Genomic DNA, 22,000 nt, shown 5'->3' on the forward strand with positions numbered 1-22,000 from the left:
ACGCTGAAGCGAGTATATAGCGCCTTCGTAGCGGGAGATTGGGTCGTCTGTGCCGCCGCGAGAAATGTCCGAAGCGCCATTGCGAGCTCGCCATCCTTTCCATAATCGTGATGGTCGCAAGCGAGGTCTTCCTGACAAACGTCCTGTCGCTGGAATCGGATAATCTCGGCCGCTATCTCCTTGGGGGCATGAATCATTCTGCGGAATGGCGACGCATGCTGACGATGCGCGTATGAACTCAACGGGTAGGTCCAACGTAACAGCGCCGACATATAGTTCACCAGGCGACGCATCGCTCACAGAGTCTTGAGATACTCGACAAGCGCTCGCCGCTCGGCGTCGGTCAATTCTGGTCCGATGACCCCAGGCGGCAGCTTCGTTAAGTCGGTTTCCTTGCCTTCAAAGGAATGTCCGCGAGCGCTGTTTCCAAGCAGCGACACATCGAAGTTCGTTAGGCCGGCTGCACAGCTCTCGGTCACCTGTGCTTTCGTAACAAGCCCGACCTTGACCGGGTCGAACGCACGACTACCGACGCAAAACGACGTCGGCCGTTGGGCTTGCGGCACCAACATGTCTCTCAGTGTCGGAACGGACCCGTTGTGCAGATAAGGAGCCGTTGCCCAAACACCGTCCAGCGGGCGCGCCCGGTACTGAGGCTCAAGGGCGAGAAGGACATCGTCCTTGCCGTTGCGGCTAGCACGCGCCCCGACATAGACTCGCTGGTTTTGACAGTTCTTCCTCGGCCCCCACATTTGCCGCTTGGTTTCTTCAGAAGTGCCGTTCGCAATGAGCCATTGGTCGATCGTTTTGCCGACCACGTCCATGAGCGCGAGTACAAACAGAGGATCTGCGCCTTTATCCGACAGAAGGCCGCAACCTCCGGCTTTGTTGAGGTCATCTGCAGGATTTAATCCGAGTGATTCGGGCAGGTGAACGCGCCGCGTCGTCAGGACGTTAGATTGTTGGCGGTCGGTGCCGATCGCCGAGACCGGCACCTGGACGACGTTAAAATAATGCCGTCCGCCGATCTCTACCCAATTCTTCTCGTGCTTGGCTGAGCGATCGGGGTTCTCTGCGCGCCAGAATGAGTCTTCCGGCCACTTTTTGTCGAAGGCGGCATCGTTCACCGGACCTCGGTGGCATTCAAAGCAGTGAGCACGATAGAGATCGCGGCCTTGTTCAATGAGCTTTTCATCGATCGCCCAGGCCGGGTCACCCCGGAATTTGTCCTGCGCGTCCTTCCATCGGGGTGCCACGAGGCCGGTGAATTGTCTGCCTCCTGCATCTTCGGACGAAAGGGGATCGGTGCCGCGCAGAAGCTCTTCGAATCGCGCGATTTCGGACAGATGTATGGATGAGGCAAAGAGCGGCCGTCCGGACGCGGCCGCGGTCATATTGATCTTTGCGCTGACACCGAGCGCTTCGCCTGCATTGCGAACGAGTTCGTTGAGAACAGAGGCGTCATACTGCGCCCAAAGGAAATACGGCGTGTCCCAGATCGGCGGAAAGCTCACCGGCGCATCATGGCGCGCAAAGTTGCCCTTGAGGAGTGGGTCGGAGAGTTCGCCGGTCGAGGGATCGAGTAGGTTGCTATAGAAAACCTGGTTCCCAATCCGATTCAGCGCATCAAGTCGACCGAACCCTTCATCTAGATCCGCCACTCCTTGTCCAGTCAAAAGTCCGTCGGTCGCTGCCTTTTGGTTCTTGATCTTCTGAAGTGCTAGCTCAAGATGGCTTCGCAGCTCCTTTCGATCGACGCTTTGCCCTTTGATCTGCTCGAGCTTGCTGGCGAAACGCTCGAAACGCCATGGAAGGATCAAGGTGTAACCAATCGACAGCCCGATGGCTCTTTCTACCTCGCCCAGATTGACCATCGCCGGCCCGCCGTCGAACCGAATGCTGACATTCTTGTATTCGAGATGACCCGTATGACAGGCGGCGCAGGTTAGCCCGATCTGATCTTCATACGGGGCCCCAGTCGTCGGATCTACGCCGCCCTTGAGAACGGCAAAGCCGACCGGCAAACCATTCGGGTTCTCGGGCGCGCTTGGCGCCCAACCGGGGTGGGCTGTCTCCCCATTCGGCGCATCGTCGTGATAACCGTAGGCGGGCGCACTACCGGCGAAGTCCTTTGAGCTAGGACTGGGAATGAAGCCGAGACGGCGCAGGTAGTTCTCGTCCGTTAAATTCGTGTAAGAGAAGGACAGCTCCGGGCGTTCCAGGGCCAAAAACCACTGATAAGGGACAGGGATGGTCGCTGTCCCCTGCGATGTGTGGTGAAACCAGTAACGCTGGCGGGAGGTCCAATTTTGCGGCAGCCAATAAGCGCTTTCAAGTTTTGATGGCTCAGGCAGGGTCGCAGGCAGTAATTGAGCTACGAGATTGGCATCGTTCTTGATTTTAAGGGCTGCGTCGCGAACCTTCTCAGGGGCGAAGTACACCAGGCCCGCCGCCACGATCACGACAACAACTATTGCGAATAATAGGCTGGTGATATGAGGCCAGCGCATCACCCAGGAATAAAGACGAGAGCCAAAAGAGGGTCTCCCCATAGCAAGCCTCCATCCATCTTTTTCATGCGTCCAGCCGGACCGGCAGGCTACCGGAGACGGCGGCGGCGTCTGTTACTTGTTCAGCAATTGGTTATTGATGAAGGCGACCACGTCGGACGTCTCGGCTGCCGCGCGCCTGGTTATCGTCGCTGCGGTCGGGCCGCCGTGTAAAAAGGAGGGGAACCAACCGAAGTTGCGGACATTCCAATCTTCCTTCGGCCAGACGGCGGGGTTCACGCCAAGCGCTGTGAAATTTGGAATTTTCCTGGCGAGGGGCTGTGCCGTCTCGGTGTGACAGCTCACGCAATCGGTATTGAAGAAGTGGCTCTTCTTCGGATCGGCAATGATATTGACGATCTCGATGATCCGGCTGTTGGGTACGGTACCATCGATGAACTCGGAGGTCGAGACACCCTTACGATTACCTTGGGGCAAGGGCGGATTTTGCAATGCCGCGTGTCGACAGGTGATCGGATTTTGATTGTTCGTGAGCGGTTGTGGCACTACGTGCTTTTCGCCGATAGCGCTGAACATCTGTGCCACGTGCATGCCATCAAGCGTCGGGCTGGGGACTGGGATCAGGCCTGCTTGCGGCACCCTTAACATCGATACGAAAATCCAGGGTTCGGGCGGTGCGATGCCCATCACGGCCATGGTATTGAGGCGCTGCGGCGAGAGATGCTTCTCAATCAAGGCCTTGAGTGAGTCACGAAACGCCTTCGCCGATGGCCCTACAAGACCCGGATGCACATTCAGATCACCGGCAGTTGAGACTTTGACATTGCCAAACTGCCCAGCCCCAAGCTGATCGCGCAAGGTCGCGACGTCACGAACGATCGCCTTGAATGCTTCGTCATCCGGTTTGAATCGCGGGAACGGTGCACAACCGTCCAGAGGCGGGTCCGGGTCGAGGGTGAAGCTGAAGATGAGGTGGCCTGCAGTGTCATGAACCTTCAAGCCGTCCGGCCCATTGGTCACCGGCTGAATGATAAGCCGGATTTGTGGTTGCCGGCCGAACTGGGCGATGATCTCCGGCGACAATCCCGGCGCGCCCGGGTCGATTCGGATGCCGGCAACAAACCAGGCATCGATCTTTTTCACGGCATCGGGAAACTGAATGTGCCGTGCACCCGACTCCGGCACGCCCGGATGCTCCGGATTTTCGGCGTTGGCGATAAGTTGCGCGAAATCCGCATCGGATAACAGCCTCTGCGGCGATCCGGAAGGACCCGCAAGATCGGACACGGCGATCAGGTTGGCGAGGTCGGCCGCCGACTTCGGCGGAGGAAAGAGAATGGACACATCATTGGGCGCAAGCGGCCTCGACGCCGCTTGCGCAGGAGCCGTTCCCACCCCCGAAGCTGTGGCGAAAATCACCCCCGCGGCTAACAAGCTTGCAAGCCGTCGCGGAAACAGAGATCCGTTCATTTGGCCCCTCGCGATCATTGGAAAATCCCCCTCTAAGAGCAAAATGTCAAACATCAGCTGTCGAACAATCTCGCCGCTACGCGCCTCGCCAAGGCAATGCGGGCGGCGACCGGATCAAACGGTTCATTCCTCACCGCAGAACTGGCTCTGCAAAGTCTTGAGTTTCGTCGGATGCAACGCCTCACCGATACAGCCGAGGAACATCTCACTGCGTGCATTGACCCGCGCGTGGTCGGCTGGATGCGCCATATCCGTTTGCAACGCGCGCACGGTTGTCCAATCGTTCGCACGATCCTTGAGCAGTTCGAAGAGCGTTCGGCGGTTGTCCGGCGGAGATAACCGGTCGTCCTTATACCGGTGCAATCGGAAGTGAGCGAAAGTAACCTTAGCCGAGATCTTTGCATCCCATAGCGCGTCGGGTAGCGTTAGCAGATCAAGTCCTTGCAGCTGGCGCAGCTGCTGCATTTGATCCTGCGCTTCCTGATACTGCTCACGGCCGACCAATTGATACATTCCTCGCGGGCGAAACAGCCACCCGTCGTCCGTTCCCGGCTGGTTGCCAAAGTCGTTGTCGTCATAAGCCAGCACGAAATTGGCTAGTTCCTTGGGATGATTAAGCAAAGAGTTCACGTCGACCGCGGGCTTGTTTGCGGCCAGAAGCCTTGAGTTATTCTTGTCAATGCGATCGCGCCATTTCTGCGGGAGTTCGGAAACCGCGCTATAAGAGAAGTTCTCGCTGCCGCGAGTAAAATCGGCGCTATCGTAAGAGACGGATCCCAGAATATAGGCCAGGATACGGGGATCAGTTTCCTCGACGCGATCCCACTCCTGCAACAAGGCTTTGACCTGCTCGGCCTGATAGTAGGCCATATAGCTCTTGCGATATGGCGCAACGGGTGGAGGGGCCGGCGAATGATCCTTGCGCGGTTCACTCAGCTGGTGCTCGTAGGCGGCGACTTTTTCTTGATATTCCTCATAACCGCGCTGTTGCAACCAATTGCTCTCATAACAAGCAAGTAATGGCTGCGGCTTGATCTTTGGAGATGGTTGATATTCCTTCGCGAGCTCGTCGGCGTAGGCAGCCCGAGCAAGTTTGGCATCCTTCAGCGTTTCAAATGCGGTCGCGACCGATCCATTCAGAAGATGGAACAACTTCAGCTGCAGGCAATCTGCATTGCTCTGCCTTTCGCGGGACTGATCGAAGTCGTCCTTCGGCACGCAATCCCAAAAGCGGCCGCTGCTTAAAGAGATGATATCCTCGGTCTTCTGGGACAGTGTCCAGCCGAGTGGAAGGCTATAAAACAAGCCTGTTATGTCCGTCCGCCCGAACGTTGGAAAGCGCTGAACACTAGGCGTCACTTCAGCGTCGGGCCGACGGTCGATGCTGGTTGCATGATTGAGGGCGACATAGGTACGCGAGCTTCTCGTGCTCAGAAGCGCGCGTACCGGCTCCATGAGCTCACCGAACATGAATGAACCATGATCACCGAACTGCCCGCTGACGAGGGACAGCAGGTAAATCCTGAATTTCGGAGCATCGGACGTGCCCTTGATGGCGTTAAGCTTCTCAATCAGGTCGAGGGCGGTCTCAATCCCAGAGTTCTCCACATATCCGCCGTCTACCAGGCGCGCCTGCGGATGAGACGTTATGCAGTCATTTTTGACTGAGACGGTCGCGGCCGGCGTCACCCACGGAAAACGAGCGCTCGTGAAAGCGGCCGTGCTGAGCGGAATACGCAGCGAGTGGCTCTTGACCGTTTGGTCGGTCCCAGTGCCGGCACGTTCAACCGATGCAAGAACACACAGGTCCGTGTCTTTGGGGTGCAGCGGATCGAAATCAAAGGGAGAGATGACGGCCCGTTTGCCGCTGCCGGCATCCGTCGTGTTGAACAACAGGGCCGGCGTGTTGTTGTCGGGCGCCCAATGGGACTGGAAGTCAGCCCTTAGCAGATTGGATTGAGTGCCGCTGCCCTTGTTGCTGCCGAGGGCTCTGTCACCGGCGTTCTCCAACGTGTATTCGAGGAAGCGCGCGCGATCGAAGGCCGGGATCGCGAAGGGTGAAAACATTTGAGTGAAGTCTGTAAACAGGAATCCGGCAACCAAAGGCGATAAAAAATCGGTTGCCAGGACACTTGCAACGCGCTGCTCGACCGGCCCAGGAGCATCAAGATCTTGGACCCGTCCAACCCTTGCCAGGAAATCCGCGATTTTGGGGCATGTCTTTGCCTCGACAACATTCGTATCAAGGGACGCATTTTCGGCGTGGAGCGCAGCGGCGAAAAGTGCCGAACCGACGCTGCCCCCGGACACACCGCTTATTGCAAACAGATGTTGGCGAAATGCCGGGCAGAGATCCTGCATCCGCGCAAGAAACCGCGCCGCATTATTGGCGGCATAGATCCCTCCGCCTTGAGCCGCCACGATGAAGACGGGATATTCGCCGAGCCTCTTGGCCTGTTCCACCCGCGATTCTTGTAAAAGCCATTCGCGGAATGCCGCGGCTGCGGACATGCGCGGTATTTCCGGCGGGCTCTTTGCTTCAGAGACGGTACGCAGTTCGTGATCGTCACCTGCCAAAAAGGAGGCAAGCAGAAATAAGCCGCCAAAGACAACTGGAATAAACGGAAACGCTAATCTGATCGTCAAGAGAGAAAAATGGACCGTAAGACCCACGACGCAAACCGCAAAGAGAGCGATCACGCCGAACGATCCGAGAAATTGTGCGAGTCTATCCGGCAGCAGGAGGAATGCTGCTGTCAACAGCACGATGACGCCGATCGAGAGCGCCAGAAACCTGTAACGGATGAAGTAAGCGTTGTTGGCGCGGCTCGCCAGATCAATCGAGCGATCTCTTGATCCTATTCGCCAAGTAAATATCACGAAACATACGAGCATGATCACCATCGCGATTGCGAGGATGAGCAGCATGTTCCGCTCAAAGGCGAGCGCCTGGTCTTGAATGCGGAAGATACTTCCGACTTCCTCGACCTCGCCAATCTTTCGCGCCGGCCGCGAGGCGAATTGGCCTGCTGTGGCGGCGATGATTGGCAGCGTTCCAAGCAGCACGGGAGCAAGTCTTATGTAGAAAGCCAAGCGCCCCGAAGGTTTGGGAATTTGCGGCAGGGATGCAGTCGTGAGCTGAAACGCGCTTGCCCAAATCGTAATGGCAATCACGCCCAAGGCAGCGAACTCCTTGAACGTCACCCAACCAAGGTCGTCTGCTGCTATTCGGTAGAGCTCCTGAATCTGATCTGGCAGGTAGAGCAATACTGAGATAGCGACCGACAGAACAATTATCCATCGAAGGTTTCGCAATAGGGTAAATAGCTGCTCGCGAACAGTCATCGCTCCCTCACAGATTTATGCAGATCGCTGGCAAGCCACCTGAAAAGGCCTGGTACTAGGCATTCGCGCCAGCTCACATTGAAGGCATTGAGGCCCAAGCATGCGGGCCACTTGAAGCAGATTGAATTACGGACACGCTCTTAGGTAGCGCGTTAATATTGTGCACGTCCCTACAGGAGTGGTCCGGTTTTGTCGATATGTTCTACGGTGGATCGCAGAGTTTTCCTCCGAATGGCCTGCTTCTTTGCATCGGTCGCGCAAATCGTTTGAAGACGTATGCCTCCCCTTGAGTGCCTGGCAAAGCCTGATCGCGACGGCCGCCTGTCGGAAGAATACGCGCCGGCCAGGCATAGGGTGCGACATGGCCCGCGACGAAGCTGCGTTTGGGTGGTCTTCGGAGTGAAGTCTTGCGGCTTGAAAACAAGGCCCGGCGCTCTTGTCCTGCGTGTCTCGGGGCAGAAACGCAAAAAACCGGCGCTGTCGCTGCTCTAGTCTGTGGAGCTACGAAGTTTGAGAGTCTGGTGTTGCGCGTTGGGGCAACGGTATCGCCGAGTATGACAACCAGTCCAGGAGCGATGCTCACGGGGAGCGAGAGCGGGGTGCTGCGACTCGCCGTCAGCCTCACTACTCAAGCCTTTCTCGCAGATGTGACGATTGAGTCACGAGCGGAGAATTTGTAGCGCGCATAAGTTGGCCGGCGACTTTAAACCCTGCATCTTACCATTTCCGCCGGCGGTCCGGCGGGAATGGCATTCGTTGCTTGTTCTGATTCATACTTTGTTTCAACAAATTGTTTGAGTGTAGTCATGCTGCATAGGCGGTCTGAGCACCCGGACATTCGCACGAAGTTCATCGGCCACGCAGGGCATGAAACGCGATGGCGGTCTGCTTTGGCCTGCATCACAACGGTCTTTCTTGCGGGCTGTTCGCTCCATCCCGTCCAACAGGATGTTACCGGGGTGCGCACGGCCGAGCTTGTGCAATACATTCGTTGCGAAAGCCGGCTGGCAATCCAAGATAAGGCCATCGCACTCTTCCGGAAGGAGGATGAAGCCAACCCTTTGATTGGTGAGCTCAGCGCTCTCCGCGGAAGACAGTGACCTTCGAACCTCAGGACTCGTCTAAACGGGATCGAGCAGGTCATCTACGATCGATACATCCGAACTGGCATAGCTTATGATTTTTCCTTCGACATTACTGAGGACAACGGCGCCTCCGGCGTCGTCGATCCGGTCAAGTTGTTCACCAGTGGGGCCGCAGGACTTGGCTTGTCGGCAAGCGGCGATTTCAGGCGCGAGAACCTCAGGCATTTCGTTGTCAGCGAGACAGCCGAAGATCTCTTGGAGAATGGCCAGCTGGAGTGTGGACCGAGCTACGACTACAAATCGTCCAACTACACTTACCCGATCGCAGGAAAGATCGGCATCGACGAGCTGGTTTCGACGTTCTTTGAGGTCAATGAGATCAAGAATTTATCGCCTGACAAAACGAGCGCGACGGTTTTTGCAGATACATTGACATTCACCACGACCATTACAGGATCAGCCTCTCCGCACGTTATCGTGGCACCGTCGGGAAGCCGGTGGGGATTGGCTAGCGCAGCAAGCCTCGGCGTCTCCGGATCGAGGGTGGACAGGCACGCGCTGATCATTGGTCTGTCGCTCGACACGACGAAACGAACGCCTCCACGGCAGACAGCTGCGGCTGCGATCGTGGCTCCTGGATTGGTGGCGAGGTCCGCCCTTCAAAGATCCAATGTGCGATCAGCGAACGAGCAGAGTGCGCTTGATGCTGTTGCTCAAGCGCGTCTGGACGCTTATCTGGATCGGTCGTTTCGCTAAACCAAGAGCGGTTGCTCTGCGAGACGGCGTCATCGCATGCAGTCGGCGCCTTGACCGGCCCCAAGCGATCGAGTTTGGATCCAGCTACCTACCTGAAGCGTGCTGCGCTGCAGAAGCTCGAAGCCCGCCTGAAAACAGTGGCGGGTTAATTAGCTAAAGTGGTACATCTGCGCGATTAGCCGCGCTCGTGAAAAAGAATTGTGGGAGGGCTAACCCACTGCCGAGAGAGTATCAGGAGCTTCGCCGAGTCGGTTCCTTCCGGTACGCTTTGGTGCTCCATCACAGCACAAACAGCCCAAGGACAGCACGGAGGAAGCGTCGGCCCGGCGCTTATCGAATTCTACGGCCCAGCCCCTTGGGCCTTAAAAGCGGCTATAGCGGATCAACTCCACCGCCGAGCTGCCGTCACTGTTGACCCGGCTTCTTGGCCGGCGGGCCGCTCTTGTTCCCAGGCAGACCCTTGATGTTGGATGTGTCCTGCTGCTGCACCGTGGGATTCTGCTGATTGAGTGTCGAGCTGGAGCCGATAGTCTCTCCTGGCTTTGCCGCCGGACCATTCTTGTTGCCGGGCTGGCCGGCGATGCCCGCGCCCGAGTTCTGCGCGCTGGGCGCGGACGAGACATCCGGCTTAGTCGTCTGCGCATATGCGGCCGGAGCCGATATTGCTAAAGCAAACACGAGAACGCTCGCGATGGACCTCATTTTGAGTCCTCCACTATGAGTCTCGGAATCGCGGATCGCGATTACCTCGGAGCCCGAACGTGGGGGTGCGTCGTGCGTTCCTAGCTGCCGCGGTCGTGAGGTCGCTCGACCTTGATCTGAGAGCCCCTCAGGCGGACTTCCGCCACGCTCCCAAGGCAGGCTTCCTCCCTGCCGCCTCCAGGGCTCCATTTCCATGCCGACCAACAGTGCCTGTTGCCGGCCCGATCATCAGATCAGCTTCGGCGGTAACGCGGCGAGCCCATTTATGTACTGTGAGTCCAATTAATTCCTTGCTGAGCCCGCCACGATGGGGAAGGATGTGCATCGCGCCTGTTCTCAGGCTGCGTCGAACGGCTTCAGCATCAGAGCCGGCCCCGGAGCTGCCCGAGGCCCTTTGTCTTCATAAGCGCATGGCATGATCATTGCTGAGCTAGGCCAACTGGGATTTCAGCGCTCAGTTCGAGAATAAAACGCTGCCGGGACGCTTATTTCGAGCCCGGCAGCGTTCTACTTCGGGACGAGCGGGACATTTGCGAGCTAAATGCGGCCTCAGCGGGCGGCAGCAAAGGCTGTTGGGACGCAGCGGCCCTACTGGATTCCCACTTGGGCGCCTCAACACCTATTCAGGACTGAGCACGCTACCGAGATATTGCCCCTTTGGCCGGGCGCGTAGCCCTGCGAAGCACCCTAGTAAAGTTCGCTGTAGCCTTTGCGATATGGTGCGGACCGGTCGTATGGACGCGGCGCATAGGCAAAAGCCGAGGCTGAGCCCGAGGGGTGCATGTGATGAAGGGGCGAAGCACCGCTTGCCGGCGATGCCGTTGATGCACAGTTGCGGCGTTAACGACGCCGCACAGGCTTATCAAAAGCATGGTCAAAATCGCACGCATCGTCTTCTCGCCCTAAGGAGTTCATCCCGCCTGCTCAATTTTTTGCCGTGATGCAGCGTTCCAAAGACCTCTAAGTGAGGGGTTCTTTCTTGCTGCGCCGCCAAAATTGAGTCGTACCCATTGCTGGCCACCCGCTCTTGGCGCAACGGCCGGGCTGCGATGCCCGTCTGGCACTAGCTGGAATGAAGACGTCCGAGCACAATAATTCCCTCGGGCGGACGACTAGCGGGTCGGCGCCACCGGATCGGCCCTGGGAAGCTATTGGCGATGCTCAAGGCCCGTGCCTCATCCGTTTCAAGAGCTAACTTTTGGGCGAGCATGACGTCACCCTGGGCCAAGCCCCCCACCGGGACGAAGCACCACCCTGTGCTGAGCCGTCCGAATTCGTCGATCTCGTTGACGTTGCCGGACGTTCCCCGCCGTATGCGATACCGCTTCCCGCTATCGCACCCAACCACGTCGAAGTACCCCTTCGTATCGAACTCGACCCTTTGCTGGGGCGAAAGCCAAGAACGCAGCAGTCGCAGAGCACGAGCGTCGACCGTTTTCTCCTCCTTTGCTGCTTGATAAAGCCTACCAACAGCCCAGCCCCGAAGGCGCCATGGACCGATGCGAGCAAGCCTTCTCTTCACTTGAGTTCATCCGCCCACGAGCCGCGGGAAAAACAACGTCTCTTCGGCGGTCGGATCGAATGCGGTGATCCTGGTTACCTCACCGGGCCCCTTCCGGACCGCCGCAGTATATCCTTTGCTGGTAAACTGCAGAAAAAGCCTCTCAGCCCCTACCAATGCTTCTGCATTGGAGTTGTCGAAGAAGTGTTGGCTGTCGCCGCTGTGATCCATCACGATTTGCACTGCCATGCTCAAACTCCCGATTGCACCTCACAAGCAATGTGGAAACTGAGCCCTCGTTCCTAACTGACTCAATCGTCAATGACACATGCCTCTATCGCTCTGCAGCACCAGCACAGGGCAGTGCAGTGGCTTCGCCCGACGTGACGCTCGGTCGCCTGCTCGACCCGCGCGCTCGCACGGTCGTGGACATTGATGCAAATTATGACTATGCGCGTTTCTCCACGTTCGGCTGAAGGCAATGGATGAACCCAGCAGTAAACTCGCCGGCCACCAACTTAGCAGGACGCCTGCGCCGCCATTCGCCAGCGCGACGATGCGAGGGCAGTCACCCGAGCAGCCGAGCTTGCCCAAAATGAAAACGACTCGGAGTGAACCTCTTCGCCACCGCGCGCACCTGGGCTTCGCATGTCTCCAACGCAATCTTCTGAGCGAGCATCACGTCTCCGATCGGCAGAGAACCCACCGGCATGAAACACAGTCCCTCTTGCAAATGATCGCGCTCGTCCAGCTCGCAAACGTTACCTAAAGTTCCGGGGTAAACCCTATATCGGCTCCCACTCTCGTTTCCGATCACATCGAAGTAACCTTTGCGAGCTAGCTGCTCGCGTTGAGCCTGCGAAAGCCATTCCCGCAAGAGCCGCAGCGACCGGCCTTCAGGCGTGCTCTCGGCGCCGTGTTTGATGAAAAGGGCTCGCGTCGCTCTCATGCGAGAACGGCTGCCCGTCGCCAACGATCGGAAGGCCGACATGGCTGAGCCCTCACTAACCTCCGACGAGCCTCGGGAAAAAGACGGTCTCTTCCGCATTCGGGTCAAACGATTTGATTTGGGATAATTGGCCTGTCCCGGTACGGATCGCAGCCGTGAAGCCAACCTTCGTCAACTCATCGAAGCGCTGTTCGGCCCTGCCCACTTCCTGCGCGGCCTGAAGATTGAAGAGGTAGCGGCTGTCGCCGGTGCGGTCCATGACGATCTGGATTGCCATAATTGCTCTCCTCAAGTTGCGGGTCTTGGGACCCTGATTCAATTATCGGGCAAAACGCTGGGGTTTTCAGAAAACGAAGCATTCAATCGAAGCTTACCCGTGCTCTGCCGATTGTAGACGGCGGTACTCCTTGGATCGGGAGGTGGCGCTTGCTTGCGATCGGCGGCATCGTCGCTCAGAGTGGGCTCGCGAACCGGCGCTGCTCGCCCCTTAGGTTCATACCGTTCCACCAATTTGAGCAGGCGTCTTCTAACGAATGGGTCAGCCTGCTCTGCGAGTTCACGCAGCAACTTGGCGCGCTGTTCATTGAATTCGTGATCCAACATGTCTGTCCCTACACAACGAGCATGCGGTCATGCTCTGTAAGACAACGATCCTCAAAGCGGCTCGTTATGTGAGCCAAACAATTTACGGGACAAAAAATCTTTCGCTGGTGAAGATAGCGCCTGAGCGGATCAGTTGGCTACAAATTCCATGTCAGATTTGAAATCCATTGAAATTTAATTGCCGATACCACGAACCAAGAATCCAGCCGGAGCTGAGGTCAGCCGCCCTCGTTTTAAGGCCCGGTGGCCGCTCGGAACGTGCGAGGAGCCCTTTCATTATTTATCGGCATGACCCGGGCGCCGCAATAACCGGAGTGGAGGCGCGGCTAATCGGAACCCTTGGGTAACAAGGGACTTAGTGGGTAGAATCCCTTGGTTGGAGTCTAGCGATGGCGATCGCGGATTTCATAGAAACAAGGCCGATCTTTCTCCCGGAACAATTCTTTCTGGGGCGGATCGAAGGTTGGGCGGTGCTGGAAAGCCTCGTTGGCGGATTGCTGAAGCGCGCCACGATTGCGGCGCACGGCGAATTCGAGACGGACACCCAAATCCTTCTCTTCACCGAGACATACACGTTCGATGACGGGCATTCCGACACGATGCACTGGACGATACGAAAGGGTGAGGAAGGCAAGTACACCGGATTGGAGAATCGTCTGGAAGGTGAGGCAATTGGAGAGCAAGCCGGCTGTGCATTCCATTGGAAGTACACTCGCGACACGCCGCAACCGGGTGGCAAATCGATCAAGCTGAATTTCGACGATTGGTTCTACGCAATAGATGATCGCGCCTGCATCGTGCGTGGTAGTGCCGGACGTGCGGGCATCCCGTTTGCGACGGCACACATTACCTATCGGAAGCTGTGATCCCAATGCCGCGGGATTCGAGGGGATGTCGAGCGCTCTTGCGAAGCATCAAGCCGAGATTGTGGGCGGACGATCTGATCGGATGCGGCGACCGCAAGATCGATTTCCTGCCACGGCTGGAGAGCGGCGAATTCTTCTCGCAGCAGGAGGAAGACCTGCGCGATGATCTGCGCAAGCCCTCCGCCACGCCGAAGAAGGCGGGCAAGAAGGGCAGACCGGTCGTAGGCCCAGCGCATTGGCAAACGATCCGCCGAGGTGCGCGACTACGTCGCTCGGCACGCCGAGCCGATCATCAGGAGGATGTCGGTTCTGGAGCTGCGGCAAGAGGCGCGGGCTCGGCTGGACTCTTTCAAGGAGAACATCGTCGACGGCATCCGCGTCCGCGGCAACGGTCGGCGATATCCACCATCACGCTCGGGATCCATTTCGTGGAATCGGGCGCGTTCTTCGAGCCGTTGTAGGCGTGGCCGAGGTATTGAACCTCCTCTCCGGTGGCCCTGCGGGTCGTGCGCTCGATGCGACGACAATCGTAGCGGGTGTCCGGAACCTCGTTGATGCGGACCGGCGCCAACTCATTAACTCCCCCACGGACATGCGCAGCACGTCGCGGTCGCCGCCGCGCTCCCGGACCACGAGACTGGCGTCGATGATCGCGCCCATCTTTTCTTTCGACGCCGTCTTTTTCGCGCGCTCCTTCTGCACGTCGGCGTCGAGCGAGTGAGTCTCCTTGGCAACGATCGGGAAACCTGAGAGTTTCGTTACGACGTCCGTGCTCATCGTTCGGTCTCCTTGCTGCGGCCACGGCTTCGTCCTGCATGTGCATGTTGATCTCGGCGGTCTGCTCCTGGTTGTAGAGGCCGAGGTAGTTCTCGGACTGGACGGAGTGCGGCACGCGGCCTGCGCGTGGTTCGGTACGACGGCTTCGCTCGTCGGTCAGACCGGCTTCTTGGCGGCCCACCGCGAAGCGGTTGTTCCAGGACCTCCGAAGGTCGTTCGTGGAAAATCGCGGCGGCAGTCCGGGCACCTCCGTCCGGAGCTGGCGGTATCCCGACATCGCCGACGGGACCATCGTGCAGGCCTGACGTCATTTCGGCGCTATTCGGTGGATTACGCAACTTGCGGAGTTGACTTTCGGCCTGCCACCTGAATCGATTGCGCGTTTCGTTCAATCATTTCGCCCACGTCCGCCGAGCCTGGCTGACGGGCCTGCAATCGATGAATGGCAATGGATATCGCGTCGGATTTGTCGCGGGCCCGAGCACCGCTTCCTCGGGACCGGACGTGCTTCTGCTCCCCGAACTGGAGTACGTGAAGAAATACCGGATCGGCCAAAAGGTGTGTCTGCTGTCGGCACGGCGGACTGTACCGATCTCGTCGCAGGGCTCGCAGCGGATATCAGCGAGAGTTTCATGCCCGGTCTTCGAACTGGCTTCCGGCGAGCGGATCATGCTCGCCGATCGCAACCTGAAGGAAATCCCGGCGGGGATCACCGGCGTCATCGAGGAAACGGACAGAGGAGTCCGCTGGCAATGGCATTCGAAGCTAGCCGAATTCGAGAGGAGCACGGAGGCCGATCCGGTCGCCGTCGCCGACGAGATCGAGGATTCCTGGAAGGGCAGGTTCAGCTTCCGCGCCGAGGAAAGCCACGAGAACGGCCAGGTCGCACCGGGAAACGAAGGTCTCCGGCCACCGCAGATCGGCGCCCTGTATGCCATCGGCTCGCATTGGAGCGTCTCCTCGGAGGAGATCGCGACGGTCGTGATGCCGACGGGCACCGGCAAAACCGAAACGATGTTGTGTTCCGTGGTCCATTACCGCCGCGGGCCGACGCTCGTCATCGTTCCGAACAACCGGCTGAGATGGCAGACCTTCCGAAAATTCCGTAGCCTGGGTCTGCTGCGCAAACTCGGCCTGGTCGACGAGGATATCCACAATCCGATCGTCAGCGTCGTGACGAAGGAGCCGAATTGCGCCGAGGATCTGTCGATCTTCGAAGGCGCGAACGTGGTCATCGGGGTCATGGCTTCGTTGGGCGTGAAGGACGTGGCCGAGTTCAGACCGCAGATCGCCGCCGCAGTGAAATCCCTCTTCGTCGACGAAGCCCATCATGTTTCATCCGACACCTGGAGCGAGTTTCGTTCCCACTTCTCCCGGCACCAAGTGGTTCAATTCACCGCAACGCCATTCCGGTTGGACAACAAGCTCGTCGACGGGCGGGTCATCTTCAGCTACTCGCTCGCTGCGGCGCAGCGCGACGGCTACTTCAAGAAGATCAACTTCGTCCCGGTCTTCGAGATCGAGCCGGAGGATGCCGACCAGGCCATCGCGACCGCGGCCGTCGCCGCCCTTCGTGCGGACCTTCGAGCCGGCTACACGCATTTGCTGATGGCGCGGTGCAACCGGATTTCGAAGGGCGAGGCACTCAAGAACATCTACCAACGGCTCGCGCCCGAGATGAATCCCATCGTGGTCGATTCCGATATGAGCGAGGCCGGCATCTCCGCCGCGCTGGCGCAGTTGCGTGCCGGGACGAGCAAGATCATCGTCTGCGTCAACATGCTGGGCGAGGGGTTCGATCTTCCGGAACTGAAGATCGCGGCGCTTCACGACATCCACAAGAGCCTGCCGGTGCTGCTGCAATTCACCGGCCGCTTCACCCGGAGCGCCGCATCGAACATCCACGAGGCGACAGTGGTCGCCAACATCGCGGATCAAAAGGTCTCCGACAGGCTCGAGCGGATCTACAGCGAGAGCGCCGATTGGAACGTGTTGCTCAGCGAGCAGAGCTCGAACGCCGCGAAGGAGCACGCCGAACTCGTCGAATTCCTCCGGGAATCGCAGTCGCTGATCGGCGAAGACGACGTCGCAGGTCTCAGAATATCCAAGAATATCCTCCGGCCGAAGTTCAGCACGATCGTGTACCGCTGCAAGTCCTTCACCCCGAAGTCGTTCCAGAACGCGATCCCGCCGGCCGTGATCGTGCACGCGGCGTGGCTGAATCCGAAGGCCAACCTCCTGTTCTTTGTGGTCCGAAGGGAAGATCCGGTCAAATGGGGACGAGGCAAGATCGTCGTCGACCGGTTGTGGCATCTCTTCGTGCTCTACCACGATGCCGAGGCCGGGCTGCTGCACGTCAATTCGTCCGACAAGGACTCCGTGCACGAAGACCTGGCCAGAGCGGTCGGGGCGCAAGAAAGGATCAGGGGCGAGGACGTCTTCCGCTCGCTGGGCCGCATCAACAGGCTCATCTTCAGCAACATCGGCGTGCGGAAGCACGGGCGTCGGAACATGAGCTTCGCCATGTACACCGGCGCCGACGTCCGCCAGGCGCTGACGCAGACCGAGACCGGCGACGCCACCAAATCCAATCTGGATGGCCGTGGCTGGGAGGCCGGACGCTTCGTCTTCCCCGGCTGTTCCGCGAAGGGAAGGGTCTGGGAAAGGTCGCAGGGCTCCATTCCGCAGTTGGTGCGGTGGTGCAGCCCGGTGGGGCGGAAGCTAATCGACGAAACGATCGATTCCGCTCAGATACTCGGAAACGTCCTGATCCCGCGGGAGGTCGAGGGGGCCTTCCCGGCGGAGGGCGTCCTCTCGGTGGAGTGGCCTCCGGAGCTATTGAAGGTGTCGGACGAGCGCGTTTTCGTGCTCAAGGGCGACCGGCAGGTCGCGACCGCTTTCTGCGAGTGGACGTTCGACGAAGAGGCGTCCTCGGCCACCGAGCTGGCGTTCCGGCTGACCTCGGCGATCGAGGACCTCAACGAGGACATCAGGCTGCGTTTCGATGCCGAGCGCGGGTATCGCTTCGTCGGCGGATCCGACCTCAAGATCAAGAACGGCGCGATGGAGCGTCCGCTGGTCGACTACCTCTACGACTATCCGCTGGTGGTGCGTTATCTCGATCTGACGGAACTCGAAGGCGACATACTGCTCGAGCAGAACAATCCGGCCGAAATCACGCTTTCGGAGCGGGCGCTGGTCCCCTGGGAGTGGCCCGCCGACAAGGTCGACATTACGGCGGAGTCGATCTGGAAGGACGGGGCGGAGCGGAAGAACTCAGTGCAGGCCTACGTCGCCGCGCATTACTTCGACGAATTCGACTTCATCTTCGACGACGACGATGCCGGCGAAGCCGCCGATCTGATCTGCATCAAGGAGGAGGACGAGCACATCAACGTGCTGCTTCTCCACTGCAAGTTCTCATCGAAGCCGAAGGAGGGCGGGCGAGTGAAGGACGCCGTCGAAGTGTCTTCGCAGGCGGTCCGATCCGCGGTCTGGCGCGGCAGCTTCGACCGCCTGCACCGGCACATCAGGGCCAGGGAGAAGGTCGCCGGCCATCGATCATCCGCCGCCAAGCGATACCTCAAGGGCGACCTCCAGCGCCTGCTCGGCATCGCCAAGTCCGCGAAGGTCAAGCGCATCGCCTTCGACATCGCCATCGTCCAGCCCGGGATCGGGCGCTCGCGGCTCACCCCCGACCAGCGGATGGTGCTGGGCGCCGCGCAGACGTTCCTCAAGCAGACCGTCGACGTCGATCTTCAGGTGATCTGCAGCCCCTAGCTGCGGTGGACATGGTCCCGGTGCTGGTCAGCCCGGCAGGGACGTCAGGGCGTCCGCGCTGACGGCACCAGGAAGGCTTTTTTCTGGAATTCGTCGAACCTGAGCGGTCGGAGCCGCCCGCACCCGCCGGAGGCCGTTTCTGCCGACCACGGCGGCCGGCGCGGCGAGGGGACCTCAGTCGGCGCCGCCCTTCCGGCGCTGCAGCCATTCGACTGCCGCTTCCTCCATCACTTCCTAGGCAGGCCGCCCGTCGCGGAGGGCTGCGTCCTTGATCTCGCGGATCAAGTCGAGCGACATCATCGTGAGGAACTGCTTGCGCTCGGCCACGGGCGTGCTCGTCGTGCGCCCGCGCTTCCATCAGCACCACACCTGGATCGGCGCCCGGAACCTCGTCATCGCGGTCGGCCGGCTGCTGAAATGCGCGGCGGCGCGGGTTGAGGAGGCGGTGGCGGCCGCCCTCGCACAGCGGGCTGCGATCCCGATCGCGGAGCCTTTCAGGCCGCCGGCGCCCACATGATGGAGCGCTACCTCGCGGACCGGATCAAGGGCATGCTCGCCGAGCCCGCAATGGGCGACCTGATCACCCGCGAGGTCTCCGACGCCGAGCTCGCCGGCTGGCTCGACCGGCAGGACATGGGCGCGTGGCGCTCGACGACGAGCAGCGGGAAGCCATACCCCTTGGTCCAGGAGCGGTTCGGCATCGTCCGGGGCGGCGCGGGCGTCGGCAAGACCACGGTCCTGAAGGCGATCGCGGGCCTGCGCGGCGTTCGGCCGGACCATCCACATGATGGCCCTGGCGGGAAAGTATGGTCGAGACCGACCAATCGGCGCGGTCGCAGCGATAGTCCCAAGTGTTTGACAGAAGGTCGGCCAGTACCCAGATGCGAGATCGATCGCGGCATGGGAGGTCGAAGGTGAAAGGGCGCGTGCAGACAAAGGATTGGACGGCGGACATCGAGACGAACGCCGAATCCGCCAAGCGACTCATTGCGTTTGTCCTCGCCGCCAAACGGCTGAATTCCTGCTCCTTCGCGCAAGGGATCGACCGGATCCGATTTGCCATCAACACGAAGTACAGTGTCGCGGGGGATCAGATCATTGCCGAAACCTGGTTTACCCACCCTGTCGTGAACGAGGAAGCCTTCGAATCGTTTGCGCTACGGCTGCGTCCGATCATCTACGATCGCGACGTGTGCCACTTCGAGAAGGTCGTCGCGATTTCCCGATCGATGCTCGCCAGCTCGCCGGAAGCGCTCGCCGAGCTGGAGGATATCGAAGCGCTCTACCAATCGAAGTCGCTTTCCGATCAACTTGCCAGGATGGAGACGCTGGCGCAGGCGGTGGCAGCGTCAAAATGGCCCATCGTGAACCTTTGGAACGTCGTGTTCGGCGGCAACCTCTGGATGCGCAAGGTTTTCCACGACGAGCTTTTTCGCTACGGCTTCCTGTACCACTGGAATGCCCAGAACGATAAGTGGATGGACTACCGTGAGATAGAAAAGGCGGCGGGAGGCCGGGAGAACTTTCTTCGCTGCATGATACCGTTCTTCCAATGCCAGCATCTCGCGATCACCCGACTTCAGCGGATCCTGTCTCCAGCTTTGCAAGCCGTGGGACTGGGCAACCAGAGAGAGGAGCTGGCCGGGAATGCCGCCGAAGCCCAGGAACAATCGACACCCGCTACGACGGAATCAGCTTCCGTTCCGGCCGTTCGCGCCATTTCCGAAGGCACCGATGAGACGCCAGCAGAAGAGTTGGGACCGCCGGTCCTCGACGTGCACCAGATCGTTAGGTCCCTTTTGCCCGACCAGTACCTGATTGAGCGGCATTCTTGGATGTTCAAGGGCGGCGAGATGAAACGAACGCTGTCGCTGGAGGCTTCGGACGGAGTGCGGCCTCCACAGGTGACGGCCAACACCCCCATGGAGGTCGCGCCGGCAGGCATTATGGTCGACTACATTACAGCCGGTGAAACCTCGGTCACGCTCGAGGCGAAGCCATATATGCCGCGTTCCGTCGCCGGATCTGCCTGAGTTGACAAGATGAAATCCTTGATCCCGGATTCCCCTTTGAGGTCAAAGACTAACATACACAGTTGACGGACCTTCCTACACTTTGCCGTTCTGAGCAACGGACGAACTAGACAGCCTTGGGCGCGTCCGTTCGGTTTCTAACATTGCAATGCTTGCGGACGAGCTTCGCATAGCTCGTTGCTTACTACGAGCTTCCCCGAAGACGCCGTCGCGATTGCCCGGCAAGCTTCGACGCCGAGCAGGGCCTCAGCAAGTCGCATATTTAAACTTGGGCTGGTCTGAGAGCAACCGCCGCCGCCGAGGGCTTTGTCGCGGAGCTGAGAGAGTGAAGAAGCTTCATGAACACGGCACGGAGGGCCCTCGGAAACCGATCTGAGCTGGAGCAGACGTTCTGCGGAGTTTGAATCGCCACTGACAAGTCAAAAGCGATGGGCATTGAGCCGCATCTAACTTGGACTAAGAGCTTGCCGCTTTTTCCCGATCTGTTGTAGAATCTTCTTCGTGTAAGGACTTCTAGGGAATAGTTTCCGTCCAGTTCCAGGCTTGCAAATTCATTTTAAGAAATTCCTGGGAGACATTGCGATGGCTAAGCCCACCGTTTCCCGTGAGGCCTTTCGGAGCTTGTTCGCCCTTTATGCCGCCAAGGCCCACCATGATCATAACGGTGTCGCCGAAGGCCGGCTCCTAAAGCTATTTGGATCGAGCGACGACATCCCGGACCCGCTGCTGGAGCTGTGGTCATCCCGCGCCGAGCTGATTGGCTCTGAGGCTGTGGGCAACATAATGTCACCACTGGCTCATCAGATCCTGGACGGCGCAGCACAATATAACCACGCCAGCGACTTCCTGCATCGATTGTTGGCAGAGTTGGACCGAGACGTCCATTAAGCGCTAGCGAGAACGTCCGGTCTTGGGTCGCACTTACGGCACCCGGGCTGATTAAGCGCGAGACCGGCCGTCTATTCAGGATGAGCGATCGCCTCGATCTTCGTTCGACGTTGGATTTCGAAACACGGCGACGAGCCGATTGCCTTCCCAAAGCTCAACATCATGCTCACCATACATTTGCTCGGCGCGACATCTCGCTGCCTGCTCGTCGGCGCAGTCGAGCTTTGCCGCGCAGATCACTCTCCGACTGCTGTCCACCACAAAAACTCTGTATGATGGCAGTCCTGTCTCTAAGGGACGACGACCATCGTAGTCGAATGTTCGGTTAAGGCAGCGCCAAAGTAAGCGTAGGCGCGGCAACGTTTGTACGTGTGGCAGTTCCGCTTGTCAATCGGCTTGCAAATTTGACCCCTCATCGGCGTCCAATTTTGACCCCTTCGTGCGGCGAGCTTTGCTGGTAGCGCTCGTCTCGTCGGAGCTGGCCGGGATAGCGGAGGCGAGACGAGCGCGGGTGGCGTGATCGTCGTCTCGGCTCTTGAACCGCCAGCTATCGTTGCCGGTCTCGACGATGTCGCAGTGATGGGTCAATCGGTCGAGCAGCGCGGTGGTCATTTTGGCGTCGCCGAACACGCTCGGCCATTCGCCGAAGGCGAGATTGGTGGTCACGATGACGGAGGCGCGCTCATAGAGCCGGCTGACGAGGTGGAAGAGAAGCTGGCCACCGGACTGGGCGAA

17 protein-coding genes are annotated in these 22,000 nt (G+C 59.1%); 8 read left to right on the forward strand and 9 right to left on the reverse strand.

The genetic code is table 11. The features are described 5' to 3' along the window. Positions 1-296: 296 nt before the first annotated feature. The 3 genes from BM190_RS36040 to BM190_RS36050 all read right to left on the reverse strand — a co-directional run bounded on the left by BM190_RS36040 (position 297) and on the right by BM190_RS36050 (position 7,325). Complete coding sequence (locus BM190_RS36040; RefSeq protein WP_283806140.1) at positions 297-2,552, reverse strand: di-heme-cytochrome C peroxidase; 2,256 nt, start codon at positions 2,550-2,552, stop codon at positions 297-299. A gap of 72 nt (positions 2,553-2,624) precedes the next feature. Further along, the gene (locus BM190_RS36045) at positions 2,625-3,980 is read right to left on the reverse strand and encodes a hypothetical protein (protein WP_244550850.1); all 1,356 of its coding nucleotides are present in this window, start codon (positions 3,978-3,980) and stop codon (positions 2,625-2,627) included. Positions 3,981-4,103: 123 nt separating this feature from the next. Continuing rightward, complete coding sequence (locus BM190_RS36050; RefSeq protein ID WP_244550851.1) at positions 4,104-7,325, reverse strand: hypothetical protein; 3,222 nt, start codon at positions 7,323-7,325, stop codon at positions 4,104-4,106. A gap of 1,157 nt (positions 7,326-8,482) precedes the next feature. Between BM190_RS36050 and BM190_RS40025 the strand changes: the two genes are divergently transcribed. Next, positions 8,483-9,166, forward strand: coding sequence for a Y4kA family protein (locus BM190_RS40025; protein ID WP_502687020.1), 684 nt, complete (start codon positions 8,483-8,485; stop codon positions 9,164-9,166). Between the two features lie 405 nt (positions 9,167-9,571). Here BM190_RS40025 and BM190_RS36060 read toward each other — a convergent pair whose 3' ends face one another. From BM190_RS36060 to BM190_RS36085, 5 genes are all read right to left on the reverse strand, one after another. Further along, positions 9,572-9,868: a hypothetical protein gene (locus BM190_RS36060; RefSeq protein WP_092262260.1), complete on the reverse strand. Its 297-nt coding sequence runs from the start codon at positions 9,866-9,868 to the stop codon at positions 9,572-9,574. A 1,063-nt stretch (positions 9,869-10,931) separates the two neighbouring features. Then, complete coding sequence (locus BM190_RS41395; RefSeq protein ID WP_092262261.1) at positions 10,932-11,390, reverse strand: hypothetical protein; 459 nt, start codon at positions 11,388-11,390, stop codon at positions 10,932-10,934. 6 nt (positions 11,391-11,396) lie between these two features. Continuing rightward, positions 11,397-11,618, reverse strand: a complete 222-nt coding sequence (locus BM190_RS36070; protein WP_092262262.1) for a hypothetical protein — start codon at positions 11,616-11,618, stop codon at positions 11,397-11,399. A gap of 755 nt (positions 11,619-12,373) precedes the next feature. Continuing rightward, positions 12,374-12,595 carry a hypothetical protein gene (locus tag BM190_RS36080; RefSeq protein WP_092262264.1) on the reverse strand — a complete coding sequence of 74 codons (222 nt, stop codon included), beginning with the start codon at positions 12,593-12,595 and terminating at the stop codon, positions 12,374-12,376. 38 nt (positions 12,596-12,633) lie between these two features. Beyond that, on the reverse strand, positions 12,634-12,921 hold the full coding sequence (locus BM190_RS36085; RefSeq protein WP_092262265.1) for a hypothetical protein: 288 nt from the start codon (positions 12,919-12,921) through the stop codon (positions 12,634-12,636). Between the two features lie 389 nt (positions 12,922-13,310). Here BM190_RS36085 and BM190_RS36090 point away from each other — a divergent pair, with 389 nt between their 5' ends. The 7 genes from BM190_RS36090 (at position 13,311) to BM190_RS36125 (ending at position 21,265) form a co-directional block, all read left to right on the forward strand. Further along, positions 13,311-13,787 (forward strand): DUF3833 family protein, encoded by a 477-nt coding sequence (locus BM190_RS36090; RefSeq protein ID WP_092262266.1) that lies wholly within the window; start codon positions 13,311-13,313, stop codon positions 13,785-13,787. 38 nt (positions 13,788-13,825) lie between these two features. Beyond that, positions 13,826-14,248 (forward strand): hypothetical protein, encoded by a 423-nt coding sequence (locus BM190_RS36095; protein ID WP_092262267.1) that lies wholly within the window; start codon positions 13,826-13,828, stop codon positions 14,246-14,248. An 820-nt stretch (positions 14,249-15,068) separates the two neighbouring features. Further along, on the forward strand, positions 15,069-18,344 hold the full coding sequence (locus BM190_RS36105; RefSeq protein ID WP_244550852.1) for a DEAD/DEAH box helicase: 3,276 nt from the start codon (positions 15,069-15,071) through the stop codon (positions 18,342-18,344). Positions 18,345-18,612: 268 nt separating this feature from the next. Then, positions 18,613-18,861: a hypothetical protein gene (locus BM190_RS36110; protein WP_092262269.1), complete on the forward strand. Its 249-nt coding sequence runs from the start codon at positions 18,613-18,615 to the stop codon at positions 18,859-18,861. After that, on the forward strand, positions 18,858-19,262 hold the full coding sequence (locus BM190_RS36115; protein WP_092262270.1) for a hypothetical protein: 405 nt from the start codon (positions 18,858-18,860) through the stop codon (positions 19,260-19,262). Before BM190_RS36110 ends, BM190_RS36115 begins: the two co-directional genes overlap by 4 nt. Continuing rightward, positions 19,259-20,377 (forward strand): hypothetical protein, encoded by a 1,119-nt coding sequence (locus BM190_RS36120; protein WP_092262271.1) that lies wholly within the window; start codon positions 19,259-19,261, stop codon positions 20,375-20,377. The genes BM190_RS36115 and BM190_RS36120 overlap by 4 nt, the downstream gene beginning before the upstream one ends. Positions 20,378-20,959: 582 nt before the next feature. Further along, positions 20,960-21,265, forward strand: a complete 306-nt coding sequence (locus BM190_RS36125; RefSeq protein WP_092262272.1) for a hypothetical protein — start codon at positions 20,960-20,962, stop codon at positions 21,263-21,265. A gap of 387 nt (positions 21,266-21,652) precedes the next feature. Here BM190_RS36125 and BM190_RS36135 read toward each other — a convergent pair. Then, a partial coding sequence (locus tag BM190_RS36135) for an ATP-binding protein (protein WP_177237493.1) occupies positions 21,653-22,000 on the reverse strand: 348 nt, incomplete at its 5' end.

It is taken from the genome of Bradyrhizobium sp. Rc3b (genome assembly GCF_900114915.1).
GTDB lineage: Bacteria > Pseudomonadota > Alphaproteobacteria > Rhizobiales > Xanthobacteraceae > Bradyrhizobium.

Excerpts from the sequence above, each read along its gene's own strand:
- BM190_RS36070 (WP_092262262.1), bottom strand. The coding sequence starts at position 11,618 with ATGGCAGTGCAAATCGTGATGGATCACAGCGGCGACAGCCAACACTTC.
- BM190_RS36040 (WP_283806140.1), bottom strand. The coding sequence starts at position 2,552 with ATGGGGAGACCCTCTTTTGGCTCTCGTCTTTATTCCTGGGTGATGCGC.
- BM190_RS36050 (WP_244550851.1), bottom strand. The coding sequence starts at position 7,325 with ATGACTGTTCGCGAGCAGCTATTTACCCTATTGCGAAACCTTCGATGG.
- BM190_RS36115 (WP_092262270.1), top strand. The coding sequence starts at position 18,858 with ATGATGGAGCGCTACCTCGCGGACCGGATCAAGGGCATGCTCGCCGAG.
- BM190_RS36080 (WP_092262264.1), bottom strand. The coding sequence starts at position 12,595 with ATGGCAATCCAGATCGTCATGGACCGCACCGGCGACAGCCGCTACCTC.
- BM190_RS36090 (WP_092262266.1), top strand. The coding sequence starts at position 13,311 with ATGGCGATCGCGGATTTCATAGAAACAAGGCCGATCTTTCTCCCGGAA.
- BM190_RS36045 (WP_244550850.1), bottom strand. The coding sequence starts at position 3,980 with ATGAACGGATCTCTGTTTCCGCGACGGCTTGCAAGCTTGTTAGCCGCG.
- BM190_RS36085 (WP_092262265.1), bottom strand. The coding sequence starts at position 12,921 with ATGTTGGATCACGAATTCAATGAACAGCGCGCCAAGTTGCTGCGTGAA.
- BM190_RS36060 (WP_092262260.1), bottom strand. The coding sequence starts at position 9,868 with ATGAGGTCCATCGCGAGCGTTCTCGTGTTTGCTTTAGCAATATCGGCT.
- BM190_RS36125 (WP_092262272.1), top strand. The coding sequence starts at position 20,960 with ATGGCTAAGCCCACCGTTTCCCGTGAGGCCTTTCGGAGCTTGTTCGCC.